11 protein-coding genes are annotated in these 15,839 nt (G+C 66.9%); 4 read left to right on the forward strand and 7 right to left on the reverse strand.

The annotated features are described in order from the left end of the window. Positions 1-98 precede the first annotated feature (98 nt). Together ACWIGM_RS03270 and ACWIGM_RS03275 are read left to right on the forward strand one after the other, a co-directional pair. Complete coding sequence (locus ACWIGM_RS03270; protein WP_454024490.1) at positions 99-1,808, forward strand: Na/Pi cotransporter family protein; 1,710 nt, start codon at positions 99-101, stop codon at positions 1,806-1,808. A gap of 178 nt (positions 1,809-1,986) precedes the next feature. Continuing rightward, positions 1,987-2,451, forward strand: coding sequence for a hypothetical protein (locus tag ACWIGM_RS03275; RefSeq protein WP_454024491.1), 465 nt, complete (start codon positions 1,987-1,989; stop codon positions 2,449-2,451). A 160-nt stretch (positions 2,452-2,611) separates the two neighbouring features. Here the strand turns inward: ACWIGM_RS03275 and ACWIGM_RS03280 are convergent, their stop codons facing one another. After that, on the reverse strand, positions 2,612-3,811 hold the full coding sequence (locus ACWIGM_RS03280) for an MFS transporter (RefSeq protein WP_454024492.1): 1,200 nt from the start codon (positions 3,809-3,811) through the stop codon (positions 2,612-2,614). Between the two features lie 118 nt (positions 3,812-3,929). Here ACWIGM_RS03280 and ACWIGM_RS03285 point away from each other — a divergent pair, with 118 nt between their 5' ends. Then, positions 3,930-4,817: a LysR family transcriptional regulator gene (locus ACWIGM_RS03285; RefSeq protein WP_454024493.1), complete on the forward strand. Its 888-nt coding sequence runs from the start codon at positions 3,930-3,932 to the stop codon at positions 4,815-4,817. 28 nt (positions 4,818-4,845) lie between these two features. On the opposite strand, the gene metH is transcribed toward ACWIGM_RS03285, so the two are convergent. The 4 genes from metH to ACWIGM_RS03305 all read right to left on the reverse strand — a co-directional run bounded on the left by metH (position 4,846) and on the right by ACWIGM_RS03305 (position 12,122). After that, positions 4,846-8,595, reverse strand: a complete 3,750-nt coding sequence (gene metH, locus ACWIGM_RS03290) for a methionine synthase (protein WP_454024494.1) — start codon at positions 8,593-8,595, stop codon at positions 4,846-4,848. A 4-nt stretch (positions 8,596-8,599) separates the two neighbouring features. Then, on the reverse strand, positions 8,600-9,511 hold the full coding sequence (gene metF / locus ACWIGM_RS03295) for a methylenetetrahydrofolate reductase [NAD(P)H] (RefSeq protein WP_454024495.1): 912 nt from the start codon (positions 9,509-9,511) through the stop codon (positions 8,600-8,602). Next, positions 9,511-10,524, reverse strand: a complete 1,014-nt coding sequence (locus ACWIGM_RS03300) for an ArsR/SmtB family transcription factor (RefSeq protein ID WP_454024496.1) — start codon at positions 10,522-10,524, stop codon at positions 9,511-9,513. Before ACWIGM_RS03300 ends, metF begins: the two co-directional genes overlap by 1 nt. Positions 10,525-10,682: 158 nt before the next feature. After that, positions 10,683-12,122, reverse strand: a complete 1,440-nt coding sequence (locus tag ACWIGM_RS03305; protein ID WP_454024497.1) for an aminotransferase-like domain-containing protein — start codon at positions 12,120-12,122, stop codon at positions 10,683-10,685. An 84-nt stretch (positions 12,123-12,206) separates the two neighbouring features. On the opposite strand from ACWIGM_RS03305, the gene ACWIGM_RS03310 reads away from it, so the two are divergent. Further along, positions 12,207-13,070 carry a DMT family transporter gene (locus ACWIGM_RS03310; RefSeq protein ID WP_454024498.1) on the forward strand — a complete coding sequence of 288 codons (864 nt, stop codon included), beginning with the start codon at positions 12,207-12,209 and terminating at the stop codon, positions 13,068-13,070. A 175-nt stretch (positions 13,071-13,245) separates the two neighbouring features. Here the strand turns inward: ACWIGM_RS03310 and ACWIGM_RS03315 are convergent, their stop codons facing one another. Beyond that, a complete protein-coding gene (locus tag ACWIGM_RS03315; protein WP_057190882.1) occupies positions 13,246-13,449 on the reverse strand; it encodes a cold-shock protein in 204 nt (67 codons plus the stop codon). Between the two features lie 137 nt (positions 13,450-13,586). Beyond that, positions 13,587-15,788, reverse strand: a complete 2,202-nt coding sequence (locus ACWIGM_RS03320; protein ID WP_454024499.1) for a glycoside hydrolase family 3 N-terminal domain-containing protein — start codon at positions 15,786-15,788, stop codon at positions 13,587-13,589. Positions 15,789-15,839: the final 51 nt, after the last annotated feature.

Genomic DNA, 15,839 nt, shown 5'->3' on the forward strand with positions numbered 1-15,839 from the left:
AGCGCGCGCGTCCATTCCCGGGCCCGCGTGCCGACGCTTGCCGTGACGTCTCGACCCGGCCGCACAGGCGACCGCGCACCCTTGTCGGAGTCGAGAGCATGCAAGTCGATATCTTCACGCAGGTGATCGTGCCTGTGATCGGTGGCCTGGGCATCTTCATGCTCGGCCTCGAATTCATGAGCAACGGCATCCAGAATCTCGCCGTCAACAAGATGCGGGCCCTGCTCGCCAAGATCGCCGGCACCCCGGTCAAGGGCGTCATGGCCGGCACCTTCATCACCGGCATCATCCAGTCCTCGACCGCGATGACCGTCATGGTCGTCGGCCTCGTCAACGCCGGCGTGATCGGGCTTCGCCCCGCGATCTCGGTGATTATGGGCGCCAATATCGGCACGACGCTCGGCAACGGCCTGATCGCGCTGCCGCTCGGCCCCTTGGGGCTGCTGCTCGCCGGCATCTTCGCGCTGGTCCACATCTTCGCCAAGACCGACAAGGTGAAGAACATTGCCCTCGCCTGCATGGGCTTCGCGCTGATCTTCTACGGCCTCAACCTGATGACCGGCGGCCTCAGGCCCCTGCGCGCGATGCCGGAGGTGATGAGCGTCATCTCCTCGCTCAAGGCCGACACCTATCTCAACCTGATCTACTGCGTGCTGATCGCCGCCGGCATCACCGCGATGATTCACTCCTCCTCGGCGACGATCGGCATCGTCATGGGCCTCGGCGCCGCCGGCATCCTCGACTGGAAGACCGCCGTCGCCTTCTCGCTCGGCGCCGACCTCGGCACCACCATCACCTCGTGGATGGCCTCGCTCAACCTGTCGAAGAACGCCAAGCGCGCAGCCTACGCTCACATCTCCTTCAACATCATCGGCGTCGCCGTCACGATACCGCTCTTCTTCGTCTCGATGGACGTGCTGACCTGGGCGATGCAGTGGTTCGGCGGCAATCCCGGCATCCCGGTCATCAAGGACGGCAAGGAGACCTTCCCGCTCGTCCCCGTCGCGATCGGCCTCTATTCGACCTTCTTCAACATCTTCAACACCGTCCTGCTCTTCCCCTTCGTCGGCGTGTTCGAGCGGGTCCTGTCGCGGGTCGGCGCCTCCTCGGTCGACGACATCGAGGATTATTCGACGCCGCGCTTCCTCGCCAAGGCGACCGACCACGCCCATGCCGTCGCCAACATCCAGAAGGAGACCGGGCGCTACCTCCAGGCCGCCCAGCTCTTCCTCGACATCGCCCGCGACAAGCCTGACGCGCCGCAGAAGAGCGAGGAGCACTACACTGCGATCGACGTCCTCAACCGCGACATCCGCGCCTACACCTCGGGCATGTTCACGCCCGAGATGCCCTATGCCCGCGCCGATCTGGTCGCGAGCCTGATCGAGGAAGAGGACTTCACCGCCAGCCTCGGCGAGACGCTCTACCAGATCGCCCGCCGCATCGAGCGCCAGCCCTTCGGCCAGCCCGGCCGCGAGGTCGTCGACAGCATCGTCGACCAGGTCGCCGAGGCGATGCGCGCCATCGTTCCGGCCGGTCAGGATGCACCGCTCGTCTCCGCCGAGGCGGAACCGCGCATCGCTGCCTTGTCGGCTGTCCGCGAGCGCTGCCTGCGTCTCGGCGCCGAGTTGCCCTGGGTCGAGCGCGGCGCGATCCTGGCGCTGCTCGGCTCGGCCGAGCGCGCCTTCTTCCTGATCGAGCGCATCGACGACGAGCGCCGCTCGGTCTCGCGTGTCGTGCCGGTGACCGACACCAGCAAGCAGAGCCGCGAGGCCGGCGGTTTCGACGCCGCCGCCGTGCCGGCCTGAACAGGCTGCCATCACCGGGTTGTGGACAGGCCGCCTCCGGGCGGCCTGTCTGCTTTTGCCCGCTCAATTTTGCCGTCATCGCACGCGAAGCGAAGCCATCCGCAATGACGGTGCAATCCGCGAATTGTCGCCTGTCCGGCGCAAGGCGCGGCGACCAATGGCTATGAGGACGATGACGATGATCCCGAGGGCAATTTTCCTGCTGGCGCCCGCTCTGGCGCTCCAGACCGCCGCAGTGCTGGCCAAGGACGGCCTGAGCTGGGGTGTCCGGCAGGATGGCGAGGGCATCGTCGTCGCCTACGAGATGCCGCAGACCGACGATCAGCGCCTGTTCTTCTCCTGCGATTTCGCCAGCAAGAGCCTGACCGTGCGGATTCCCTTCTTCAAGGAAGGCATGAAGGACAACGCCACGACGACCGCCAAGCTGTCGTCGAGCGGCGGGCAGGCCGATCTCGGCATGACGCTGATCAGCGACGAGATGGGCAATCATTTCGAGGCGACGACGACACTGACGCCCGCGCTGCAGGCGGTGCTGCGCAAGGGCCAGAGCCTGACCCTGCGCATCGAGGGCGAGACGCAGAGCTTCCCTCTCGCCGGCGGCCAGAAGGGCTTTGCCGTACTGGCGCAGCGCTGCGGCGGGTGAGCAGCTTCATTTCAAGTGCGCGTAAACCCCTCTCCTGGAAGGAGAAGGGCAGGGGTGAGGTGTTCGGACTGGAAACGTGAGCCTGACCCGACCGTGCGGTCCCTGCCCTCTCCCTCCGGGAGAGGGTTCCCCGCGCCTGCCCCTTCACCGCACCAAGGAGTTATCTGGTCGTGGCGGCGCGGAAGCCATGGCGCTTCGCGCCCCATGCGACCACGAACGTAGCGGCCAGCAGCGCCGCCAGCACCCACGGGAACGGCGCGACGCCAAACCCGCTCAGCAGCAAACCGCCGACGATGCCGCCACCTGCGATGGCGAGGTTCCATGTCGTCACCAGCATCGACTGCGCGACATCGGCCGCATTGCCCGCTGCCTTGGCGGAGGCGGTCTGGAACAGCGTCCCGGCCCCGCCGAAGGCCAGTCCCCAGATCGCGACCGCACCATAGATCACCGCGGGCACAGTGCCTGCGATCCCGAGCGCCAGGGCGGAGGCGCCGAACAGCACGACGCTCGCCAGAACCAGCTCGCGCAGCCAGCGGTCGATCAGGGCGCCCGTGATCCAGATGCCGAGCAGCGAGGCAAGGCCGAAGACCAGCAGCACGACATCGGTCCGGTCCTTGAGGCCGGCCGGCTCGAGGAAGGGCGCGATATAGGTGTAGAGCGTGTTGTGGGCGAGCACATAGGCGAAGACCACGAACAGCACCGGCCGCACGCCCGGCAGCGTGAACACCGCCTTCAACCCGAATTCCTGCCCTCGTTTCTGACCCGGGAAATCCGGCACGCTAGCCAGAACCCAGAAGACCAGCAGCACCGTCAGCCCGCTCATCACGCCGAAGGTCCAGCGCCAGCCCAGCAGCGTGCCGAGGAAGGTTCCCGTCGGGATGCCGAGCGAGAGGGCGAGCGGCGCGCCGACCATGGCGATGGCGATCGCGCGGCCCTGCAGATGGTCGGGAACCATGCGCGCGGCATAGCCGGCTGCCAGCGCCCAGAGCAGCCCCGCGCTCATGCCGGCGACGAAACGGGCGACCAGCGTGATGGCATAGCTGTCGGAGATGGCAGTCACCGTATTGACGACGGCAAAGCCGGCGATGGCGATCAGCAGCAATGTGCGCCGCCGCCAGCTCTGCGTGGCGATCGTCAGGGGAATGGCAGAGACGAGCGAGCCGACCGCGTAGGCGGTGACGAGCTGGCCGATGAGCGCCTCGGATTGTCCGAGACTGTGCGCCATTTGCGGGAGCAATCCCGATGGCAGGATTTCGGTCAGGAGCGTGATGAACGCCGCCATGGCGAGTGCCAGCAGGCCCCCCAGGGGCAGCCGCGCCTCGCTCGTGCCTGCCGATATCGTGTCCGTCGCTGATGTCATGGCTATAGCGCCTTTCGAAGATGGGTCGGCGCTTGAGGTAGCTGGTTCCCAATGAACGAAAAACAGGACACAACTCATGACACTTTGGACATTTCCGTCATGATTGGGTGACCGCCACATGGACAGCCTCGGAGCGCTCTTCGCCTTCGTGCACGCGGCCGAGGCCCATGGTTTCACCGAAGCCGGTCGCAAGCTCGGCATCTCGGCATCAGCCGTCAGCAAGGCCGTAGCGCGCCTGGAGGACCGGCTTGGCGCGCGACTGTTCCATCGTTCGACTCGCAGCGTCACGCTGACGCCGGAGGGCGCGATCTTCCTCGAGCGCTGCCGGCGCATCCTCTGCGAATACGAGGCTGCCGAGCTGGAGTTGTCACAGAGCCAAACGGCGCCGCAAGGCAAGCTGCGCGTCAGCCTGCCGTCGATGAGCATGATGCCGATGGCGAAACTCGCCGCCTTCAAACGACGTTACCCGGAGGTCGAGCTCGAGCTGGATGCCACTGACCGGATAGTCGATGTGATCGGCGAGGGCTTCGACGTCGTGATCCGCACCGGGGAACATGCCGACTCCCGGCTGATGACCCGCACGCTCGGCTATTTCCGCCAAGTGATCGTCGGTTCACCCGACTATTTTCGTCAGATGGGAACGCCGGAAACGCCGGAGGATCTCGCCCGGCATTCTCGCGTCGTTTATCGCTACGCCTCCACCGGCAAGCTCGCCCAATGGCCCTTGTCCAGCAAGGGTGAGCCCGTGCAGGTCGATATCCCCATCAGCGTGGTGACGAACGCGCTCGAAGCACAGATCGGTCTCGCCGAAAGCGGGCTCGGCATAGCCTGTGTTCCCGATCTATCCGTCGCCGAACAATTGCGGCGCGGCTCGCTCGTCAGCGTCCTCGACGGCTATGTCGAGGTGCAGACCAAGCTCAGCGTGATGTGGCCCGCCAGCCGCTATGCCTCACCCAAATTGCGGGCCTTCGTCGACTTCGCGGCCGAGGAGTTCCTGGCCGCGTGACCTCGCCACGCTCGCAGCGAGACGGCGGTTACTCCGCCGCCTCCGCATAGGCGCTCGGCTCGTAGTTCAGGATCGGCGCCAGCCAGCGCTCGACCTCGCGGATATCCATGCCCTTGCGAACCGAATAATCCTCGACCTGGTCGCGCTCGACCTTGGCGACGCCGAAGTAATAGGCGTCGGGGTGCGAGAGATAGAGGCCGGAGACCGATGAGCCCGGCCACATCGCATAGCTCTCGGTCAGCTTGACGCCGACGCGCGGCTCGGCCTGGAGCAGCTCGAACAGCGTCGCCTTCTCGGTATGGTCGGGCTGGGCCGGATAGCCCGGCGCGGGGCGGATGCCCTGATAGTCCTCGCGGATCAGCTCCTCATTCGAGTAGGCCTCGTCCGGGGCATAGGCCCAGAACTCGGTGCGCACGCGCTGGTGCATGCGCTCGGCAAAGGCCTCGGCGATGCGGTCGGCCAGCGCCTTGACCATGATCGAGCGGTAGTCGTCATTGTCGCGTGCGAAGCGCTCGGAGATGCGCTCCTCCTCGGCGCCCGCGGTCACCACGAAGGCGCCGATATAGTCGGGCGACCCGCCTTCCGGCGCGACGAAGTCGGAGATGCACATGTTCGGCTTGCCATCGCGCTTGGAGAGCTGCTGGCGCAGGCCGTGGAAGGTGGCGAGCTTCTCCTGCCGGCTCTCGCCGGTATAGAGGCGGATATCGTCGCCGACGGCATTGGCCGGCCAGAAGCCGATCACCGCCTTGGGGTTGAACCAGCGCTCCTCGACGACGCGCTTCAGCATCGCCTGCGCATCGTCCCAGAGCTGGCGCGCCGCCTCGCCCTGCTTCTCGTCCTCCAGGATCGCCGGGAAGCGGCCCTTCAGCTCCCAGGTCTGGAAGAACGGCGTCCAGTCGATCAGCGGCACCAGCTCGGCGACATCGTAAGTCCGGAAGACGCGGGTGCCGAGGAAGGTCGGCTTCGGCGGCTGGTAGCCAGCCCAGTCCGGCTTGAAGGCGTTGGCGCGTGCCTTGACCAGCGGCAGGCGCTGTTTGTCGGCCTCGGAGCGGCGATGGGCGGCGGCGACCTTCTCGTACTCGGCCTGGACGCCCTCGACATAGGGGCCCTTCTGCTCCCGCGAGAGCAGGCTGGAGACGACGCCTACCGCGCGCGAGGCGTCGGTGACATAGACCGCCTGGCCCTGGTTGTAGGCCGGGTGGATCTTCACCGCGGTATGGACGCGGCTCGTCGTCGCCCCGCCGATCAGCAGCGGAATGTCGAAGCCCTCGCGCTCCATCTCGGAGGCGACGGTGACCATCTCGTCGAGCGAGGGCGTGATCAGCCCGGAGAGGCCGATGATGTCGACCTTTTCCTTGCGCGCCGTGTCGAGGATCTTCTGCGTCGGCACCATCACGCCGAGGTCGATGACCTCGTAATTATTGCACTGGAGCACGACGCCGACGATGTTCTTGCCGATGTCGTGGACATCGCCCTTCACCGTCGCCATCAGCACCTTGCCGGCGGCCTGGCGCTCGGTGCCGCCATTGAGGCGCTTCTCCTCCTCCATGTATGGCATCAGATAGGCGACGGCCTGCTTCATCACGCGGGCCGACTTCACCACCTGCGGCAGGAACATCTTGCCGGCGCCGAACAGGTCGCCGACGACGTTCATCCCGGCCATCAGCGGCCCTTCGATGACATGCAGCGGCTTCTCGGCCTGAGTGCGCGCCTCTTCCGTATCGCGGTCGATGAACTCGGTGATGCCGTTGACCAGCGCGTGCTTGAGGCGCTCGTGCACGTCGGTCTCGCGCCAGGCGAGGTCCTTGCCCGAGACCGCCGCCGAGCCGTCGCCCTTGAAGCGCGGCGCAGCGTCGAGCAGGCGCTCGGTCGAATCCTTGCGCCGGTTGAGGACGACGTCCTCGCAGAGCTCGCGCAGTTCGGGATCGAGATCATCATAGGAGCCGAGCTGGCCGGCATTCACGATGCCCATGTCCATCCCGACCTTGATGCAATGGTACAGGAAGACCGAGTGCATCGCCTCGCGGACCTTCTCATTGCCGCGGAAGGAGAAGGACAGGTTGGAGACGCCACCCGAGATATGGGCGTGCGGCAGCGTCTCGCGGATCGTGCGGGTCGCGTTGATGAAGTCGTTGCCGTAGTTGTCGTGCTCTTCGATGCCGGTCGCGACCGCGAAGATGTTCGGATCGAAGATGATGTCCTCGGGCGGGAAGCCCGCGACCTCGGTCAGCAGCTTGTAGGCGCGCGTGCAGATCTCAATCTTGCGCTCATAGGTGTCGGCCTGGCCGGTCTCGTCGAAGGCCATGACCACGACCGCAGCACCATATTGCCGGCAGATGCGGGCATGCTCGAGGAAAGCTTCCTCGCCCTCCTTCATCGAGATCGAGTTGACGATCGGCTTGCCCTGGATCGTCTTGAGGCCGGCCTCGATCACATGGAACTTCGAGGAATCGACCATGATCGGCACGCGGGAGATGTCCGGTTCCGAGGCGATCAGGTTGCAGAACTCGGTCATCGCCTTCTCGGAATCGAGCAGGCCCTCGTCCATGTTGATGTCGATGACCTGCGCGCCGTTGGCGACCTGGTCGCGCGCCACGTCGAGTGCCGCGGCGTAGTCGCCATTGGTGACGAGCTTGCGGAACTTGGCCGAGCCGGTGACATTGGTGCGCTCGCCGACGTTCACGAAGGGAATGGTCTCGTCGAGCGTGAACGGCTCCAGACCAGCGAGCCTGAGGTACGGCTTCGGTTCCGGGATGCTGCGCGGCGCCTTGCCGGCGACGGCCTCGGCGATCGCGCGGATATGGCCCGGCGTCGTGCCGCAGCAGCCGCCGACCATGTTGACGAAGCCGGCATCGGCGAACTCGGCCAGCATCTTGGCCGTCGCTTCCGGCCGCTCGTCATAGAGGCCGAACTCATTGGGCAGGCCGGCATTGGGATAGGCGCAGACCAGGGTGCCGGCGACGCGCGACATGTCCTTGATATGAGCGCGCATCTCGCGGGCGCCGAGGGCGCAGTTGAGACCGATCGTCAGCGGATCGGCATGGCGCACCGCGTTCCAGAAGGCCTCGACCGTCTGGCCCGAGAGCGTGCGGCCGGAGAGATCGGTGATCGTGCCGGAGATCATCACCGGCAGCTTCATCGCCTTCTCGCGGAAGACCTCCTGGATCGCGACGATCGCGGCCTTGGCGTTGAGCGTGTCGAAGATCGTCTCGATCAGCAGCAATTCGGAGCCACCATCGATCAGGCCACGCACCTGCTCGGCGTAAGCATCGCGGACCTGGTCGAAGGTGACGGCGCGGAAACCGGGATTGTTGACGTCAGGCGAGATCGAGAGCGTGCGGTTGGTCGGTCCGATCGCGCCGGCGACGAAGCGGCGGCGGCCATCCTCCTTGCGGGCGATCTCGGCCGCCTCGCGCGCGATCCTGGCGCATTCGACGTTGAGCTCATAGACGATCGCCTCCATGCCGTAATCGGCCTGGGCAATCGAGGTGCCGGAGAAGGTGTTGGTCTCGACGATGTCGGCGCCGGCCCGGTAATAGGCCAGATGGATGTCGCGCAGTGCATCCGGCATCGTCAGCGCGATCAGGTCGTTATTGCCCTTGAGGTCGTGGTTCCAGCCCTTGAAGCGCTCGCCGCGGAAGTCCGCTTCGGTCAGCTTCAGGTCCTGGATCTGCGTCCCCATCGCGCCGTCGAGGATCAGGATGCGCTCCGAGGCGGCCTGACGCAGCGCGCGCTCGACCTCGGTGCCGTCGGCAAGGGTGGGCTTGTAGTCGGACATCGGCTTACTCCGCCGCAACCTGCTGCGCCTGCGCCTTCTCCGGCTTCAGGCCGACGAGGTGGCAGATCGCGTAGACCAGGTCCGCTTTATTCATCGTGTAGAAGTGAAGGTCGGAGACGCCGCGATCGATCAGGTCGAGCACCTGCTCGGCGCAGACGGCGGCGGCGACCAGCCGGCGCGTCGCCGGGTCGTCCTCCAGCCCCTCGAAGCGGTCGGCCAGCCATTGCGGCACGCTCGCCCCGGTCCGGCGGGCAAAGCCGGCAGTCTGCTTGAAGTTCTGCACCGGCACGATGCCGGGCAGAATCGGGATATCGATGCCGCTGGCACGGACCTTGTCGAGATAGCGGAAATAGACGTCGTTATCGAAGAAGAACTGGGTGATCGCCCGCGTCGCGCCGGCATCGACCTTCTTCTTCAACGCATCGATGTCGGCATCGAGCGAGGCGGCTTCCGGGTGCTTCTCCGGATAGGCCGAGACGGTGACCTCGAACTCGCCGATCTTGCGGATGCCTTCGACCAGGTCGGAGGTCTGATGATAGCCCTCAGGGTGCGGTTCGTAGGTGGTGCCGAGCCCGCCGGCCGGATCGCCGCGCAGCGCCACGATATGGCGCACGCCCGCCGCCCAGTAGGAACGGATGACCTCGTCGACCTCGGCGCAGGAGGCGGAGACGCAGGTCAGATGCGCGGCGGGCTTCAGGGCCGTCTCGTCGATCATCCGCTTGACGGTGTTGTGGGTGCGCTCGCGGGTCGAGCCACCGGCGCCATAGGTCACCGAGACGAAGGCCGGTCCGAGCGGCTCGAGCCGGCGCACGCTTTCCCAGAGATTGACCTCCATCTCCTCGTTCTTCGGCGGGAAGAACTCGAAGGAGACGCGCGGACGGCGCGAGCCGTGGCGGCTGGGACGGAACGCGTTCATCACGCAACCTCACGATCGAACTGGCGAATCGGAAAATCACCCTGGAGGCGCCGATCGCGCCCGCGCCAGAGCATGACGCCGAGCTGGCCGCAAGCCCCGTCAGGCGCGGTGACCTCCTCGGCGAGATCGCAGTCGAGGCCGGCCTCGGCGAACCAGGCGACGATCTCGTCCTTCTCGAAGCCAAGCCGGCGATGGGCGTGCTCGGTCCGCAGGAACTCCATCTCGTGCGGCGCGAAATCGACCAGGATCAATCGCCCGCCGGGCGAGAGCAGCGCCGCCGCCTCGCGCAAGGCGCGGGCCGGATCATCGAGGAAGTGCAGCACCTGGTGCACGATCACCAGGTCGAACGAGCCACGCGCGAAGGGCAGCGCATAGATGTCGCCCTGCCGCAGCTCGACCCGCGACAGGCCCGCCTTCTCCAGATTGGCGCGCGCCACCGCCAGCATGGCGTGGCTGGCATCGACGCCGACCGCGCGGCCAGCCTTGGGCGCGAGACGCTCCAGCATCCGCCCGGTGCCGGTGCCGAGGTCGAGCATCGCCAGCAGCGGTGTCTCGCCGACAGCCGCCTCGACCGCGGCTTCAACCGCAGCGTCGGGCACATGCAGCGAGCGGAGCTGATCCCATTCGCGCGCGACATTGGCGAAATAGGACTGCGCCGCCGCAGCCCGCGATGCCCGTACCGCGGTGAGTCGCTCGCGATCGGCCGCCAGAACCGGGTCGGCAGGATCGAGATCGCGGGCGAGCGTCAGTGCCAGTGCGCCACCCGGCGTCGCGTCGTCGAGCCGGAAGAAGGCGAAGGCCCCTTCCCTCGAGCGGCGCAGCAGCCCGGCTTCCGCCATCAGCTTGAGATGACGCGAGATACGCGGCTGCGACTGGCCGAGGATGTCGGTGAGGTCGGACACCGAGAGCTCGCCTTCCGCCAGCAGTGCCAGGATCCGCAGGCGCGTCTCCTCGCCCGCCGCGCGCAGCGAGGCCAGCAGGGTCGGCAGCGAATGGTGGAAGCGGCGGGTCACCGGCGAGCACCTCGAAATTCTGTGAAAGATATAAAGATATCTTTATGTCAGACGCGGAGAGGATGCAAGCCTGCTTGTCCGATATTTCAGTCGCCGCCGACGGATCAAACAAACGCGGGAGCTCGTCTGCCACACGGGAGAAGGCCCCGCGACCCGCCCTAGGCGGGCTTGGGTGATGCAGCCGCCCGCATCGCCTCGCGCAGCACGCTGAAAATCCTGGGATCGGCGGCCTGTGCCACGTTGAAGCGCATGAAATGTTGTGCCGTCCGCGCCAGGCTGAAAGCATTGCCCGGCGCGAGCACGATCCCGTCGCCCAGCGCATGTCGGGCGATCTCCGCCCCGTCGAGCTCACCCGGCAGCCGGCACCAGAGGAACAGCCCGCCGCGCGGCGTCAGCCAGGGCTCGATGCCGAGCGCGGCGAGCCGGCCGCGGGTTTCCGCCATGGCGCGGCCCAGGCGCTGCCGCAGCGCCTCGACATGCCGGCGGTAGCTGCCGTCCTTCAGGATATCGAGCACAAGCTCGCTTGCGAGGCGCCCGCCACCGAAGGAGAGCGCGACCTTGAGGTCGGTCAGCCCCTCGACCCAGTCCGGCCTTGCGGCGATGTAGCCGCAGCGCACCGAGGCCGACAGCGTCTTCGAGAAGCTGCCGATCTGGATCACCCGCTCCAGCCCGTCTAGCCCGGCGAGCCGTGGCGCGAATTCCGGCTCGAGATCGCCGAAGATATCGTCCTCGACGATGGTCAGCCCGGCCTGCTCGGCGAGCTTGAGCAAGCGGTGGGCGGTCGTGGCTGAGAGCGTCGCGCCGGTCGGGTTGTGCAGGGCCGAATTGGTCACATAGAGCCGCGGCCGGTGCTCGGTCAGCGCCTGCGCGAACCGGGCGAGATCCGGCCCCGACGGCGTATAGGGCACGCTGACGATCTTGGCGCGATGAGCCCGCAGCAGCGCCTGGAAATTGAAATAGCAGGGATCGTCGACCAGCACGGTATCGCCGGGTTCGAGCAGGAAACGGCAGACGAGGTCGATCGCCTGCGTGCCCGACTCGGTCAGGACGATCTGGTCCGGAGGGGCCTCGACACCGCGCTCGCCCAGGCGGTGGGCGAGCAGGTGGCGTAGCGCAGGCAGGCCAAGCGGCGTGCCGTATTCGGCCAGCGTCGCCGCATCGGCCCGGCTGAGCCGGCGCAACGCTTTGCGGATCGAGGCCTCCGGCAGCCAGTCGGGCGGCAGCCAGCCGCAGCCCGGCCGCAAGGCGCCCTCGCCTGCATCGAGCGACTGCCGGGAGATCCAGAGCGGATCGACGGCGCGGTCGAGCTTCGGCGCGACATCGGCGAGCGACAACGGCGGCAGGCGCCGGACATAGAAGCCCGAACCGCGCCGTGCCTGGATCGCCCCCTCGGCGGCGAGCCGCTCATAGGCCTCGACCACCGTCGATTTCGACACGCCCATGCCCTCGGCGAGCCCGCGGATCGAGGGCAGCTTGGCGCCCGGCGCCAGCGTGCGCCCGGCGATCCGCTGCCGGATCGCCATCATGACGCGCCCGACGAGCGTGTCGGCGGCAGTCGCAGCTTCGCCCGAGTCCTTAACCTGTACTGCTTCCTGCATCAGGACAGTTTGCCTGAACTGTACCGGACTGTCTCTGGAAATCCGCTAGCCCGCGCCGCATGCAGGCCGGCCCTAGGAGGGACCATGGACAGAACTGCGAACGGCCTGCTCAACGGCTTCATCGGCGTCGTCATCTTCAGCGGCTCGCTGCCGGCGACCCGCGTCGCCGTCGCCGATTTCGATCCGGTGTTCCTGACCGTCGCACGCGCCGCCATCGCCGGACTGCTCGGGCTCGCTCTGCTGCTTGCGCTGCGCCAGAAGCGCCCGGCGCAAGCCGATCTCCTGCCGCTCGCGGTGGTCGCGCTTTGCGTCGTCGTCGGCTTTCCGCTGCTCACCGCGCTGGCGCTGAAGCACGTCACCTCCGCCCATTCGATCGTCTTCATCGGCCTGCTACCGCTCGCGACCGCGATCTTCGGCGTGCTGCGCGGCGGCGAGCGGCCTCAGCCTGCCTTCTGGCTCTTCGCCATCCTCGGCAGCCTCTGCGTCGTCGGCTTCGCCTGGACGCAAGGGATCGCCGCCTCCCCGGTCGGTGACCTGCTGATGCTCGCTGCCGTCATCGTCTGCGGCCTCGGCTATGCCGAAGGTGCCCGGCTGTCGCGCCATCTCGGCGGCTGGCAGGTGATCTCCTGGGCGCTCGTCCTGTCGCTGCCAATCATGGCCGGCCTGTCGCTCATGACGCTGCCGGCCTCGTTCGCGCAGGCGGGCGGCCCGGCCTGGCTCGGCCTGGCCTATGTCTCGCTGTTCAGCATGCTGATCGGCTTCGTCTTCTGGTATCGCGGGCTCGCCCAGGGCGGCATCGCCGCCGTCGGCCAGCTGCAATTGCTGCAGCCCTTCTTCGGCCTGGCGCTGGCCGGCCTGCTGCTCGGTGAAACTGTCGGCTGGCAGATGATCGCGACCTCGGCGGCGGTCGTCCTTTGCGTTGCCGGAGCAAGGCGCTACGCCCGCTAGATCGGAACATCGAAGGGACGAAGTCGAGGGTAGCGACGCGCTCTGTCGCGAACGCGTAGCAGCCGTGCCGGCCAGGGCCGGTTGTCAGCGGGGCGGCGAGCCTGCCGGTTTAGGGCGCAGTCTTTACAACCGCAGGCCCGCAGCCTTCGTCACGCCTACCAAGCCTGCAGCTGCGTCAGAGCAGCTTCAGGTCACCGGCTGCGGTCTTGCCGCGCTCGGTCTTCAGGTCGAAGGAGAGCTTCTGTCCCTCGGTCAGGGACATCAGGCCCGCTTCCTTGACGGCCGTGATGTGTACGAACACATCCTTGCCGCCGTCAGCAGGTTGAATGAAGCCGTAGCCCTTCTCGGTATTGAACCATTTGACGGTTCCGGTCGCCATCGCCGCATCCCTTGGAGCATCCGTGGTCGCAACGGAGCCCCCTCGGCAACGACGTCGAAAAGGCCCCGCGCAGCAAGGATTGACCGAAAACGCAAGCTTGTCGAGATGAAACCGCTGGCAGCTGCCGTAACGTCCGCTCAGGGTTTGACCAGATCGAATTGCGTCCTTACCGCTGCGAGTGAAGAGCCCCCCAAATAAACCTCAATGATACCTGGATCGAGCTGGTAGCGGCCGGCATCGTCATGGCCGCCGAGCGCCCGTCCTTCCAGCCGGAATTTGACCGTCTTCGTCTCGCCGGCCTTCAGCGTGATCTTCTCGAAGCCCTTGAGCAGGCGCAGCGGCCGTGACCGCTCCGCCACCGGCTGGCGGATATAAAGCTGTACCACCTCCTGGCCGTCGCGATCCCCCTGATTGGTCACGTCGACGGCGACCTCGGTCGCGCCGTTGAACGGCACCTTGGCGTTCGTCACGCGCGGATTGGCGTAGGCGAAGCGGCTATAGGACAGGCCGAAGCCGAACGGGTAGAGCGCCTCGTTGGCTTCGTCCATGTAGATCGATTCATAGCGCTGGCGGATCTTCTGCGGCCGCCCGGTCGGCAGCTGGTCGTAATAGACCGGGATCTGCCCGACCGAGCGCGGGAAGCTCATCGGCGTGCGCCCGGCCGGATTGACCTTGCCGGCGAGCACCTCGGCGATCGCGGCGCGCCCCTCGGTGCCGCCATGGAAGGTCTGCACGATCGCTGCGACATGCTTGTCAGCCCAGCTCAGGACCAGCGGCCGTGCGGTCGCCAGCACCAGCACCACCGGTTTACCGGTCTTAACCAGCGCCTCGAGCAATTCCTGCTGCACGCCCGGCAGGCCAAGATCGGTGCGCGAGGCGCCCTCGCCCATGAACTCGCAATCCTCGCCAAGCATGGCGACGACGAGATCGGCCGCGGCGGCCGCCTTCAATGCGGCGTCCTTGTCCTTGAACTCGGTGCCGCAATTCTTGGCGAAGGCCGGCTCATAGGTGACCGTGACGTCGGCTGGCAGCTGCTCGCGCAGCGCCTCCGGCAACGGCTGGACGACGCGGCGACCGAGCCCGGCAGGATCGGTCCAGACCCGCTCGTCCTCCGGCACCGCCATGGCGCCGATCACCGCGACCGATTTGACGGAAGGCGCGATCGGCAGCGTCTGCTTGTCGTTCCTGAGCAGGATCACGCCTTCGCGCGCCGCCTGGCGGGCAACCTTGCGGGCCTCCTCGGTCTGCATCAGCGACGGCGCCGCGGCGACGTCGACGTCCGCCCGCTCGAACAGGCCAAGATGATACTTGACCCTGAGCACGCGACGGACGGCTTCGTCGAGCGCCTTCATCGGCACGCGGCCAGCCTTCACCTCGCCCGCGAGGTGCTTGTGGTAGACGTCGCCCATCATGTCCATGTCGATGCCGGCGAGCAGCGCCTTGCGCGCGGCTTCGGCATCGTCCTTGGCGATGCCATGCAGGCGCAGCTCGGTGATCGAGCCGAAATCCGAGGTGACGAAGCCACGGAAGCCCCATTGCCCGCGCAGCAGGTCGGTCAGCATGCCGCGATGGGCGGTGGCCGGCATGCCGTTGAGCGCATTGAACGCCGCCATCGCCGTCATCGCGCCGGTGTCGAAGGCGGCCTTGAACGGCGGCAGGAACAGGTCGTGCAGCTGGCTCGTCGGGATCCAGGTCGAGTTGTAGTCGCGCCCGCCCTCGGCCGCGCCATAGCCGACGAAGTGCTTCACGCTCGCAGCGACGCCGCCGCGCTGATAGCCGCGGGTGCGTGCCACCGCGATCACGCTGGCGAGATAGGCGTCCTCGCCGGCCCCCTCCAGCACCCGGCCCCAGCGCGGATCGCGCGAAATGTCGACCATCGGCGCGAAGGTCCAGTTGACGCCGGCGGCGCGCGCCTCGCGCCCGGTCCAATAGGCCGCCTGCTCGATCAGTTGCGGATTCCAGCTCGACGCCTGGCCTAGCGGCAGCGGGAAATAGGTCGAGAAGCCGTGGACGGCGTCGAGCCCGATGATCAGCGGGATCTTGAGGCGCGACTGGCGCACCGCCTCCTGGACTTGCCGGACCTCCTGCGGCACGACGAAGTTCATCACCGCGCCCATGCGGCCGGCCTTAACCTGATTGATGTCGAAGCCCTCGCCGCGCCCGGAGAGGTGGAGCTGGCCGACCTTCTCCTCGAGCGTCATCCTGCCGATCAGGGCCGTGATCTTGCGCTCGATCTCGGCCGCCTCGCGCCCGTTCTTCCAGCCGACCTCCTGCTGCTGAGCAGAGGCGAGGGTCGCAAGGCCGCAGAACAGGAATGCAGCGACGAGCCGCAGAAGCATGGAAAGGTCTCGCTGAAGCATAAGGTGGGAAGGCCGCCCTACAGGATTGGG

This window comes from Allobosea sp. NPDC055332 (genome assembly GCF_053645455.1).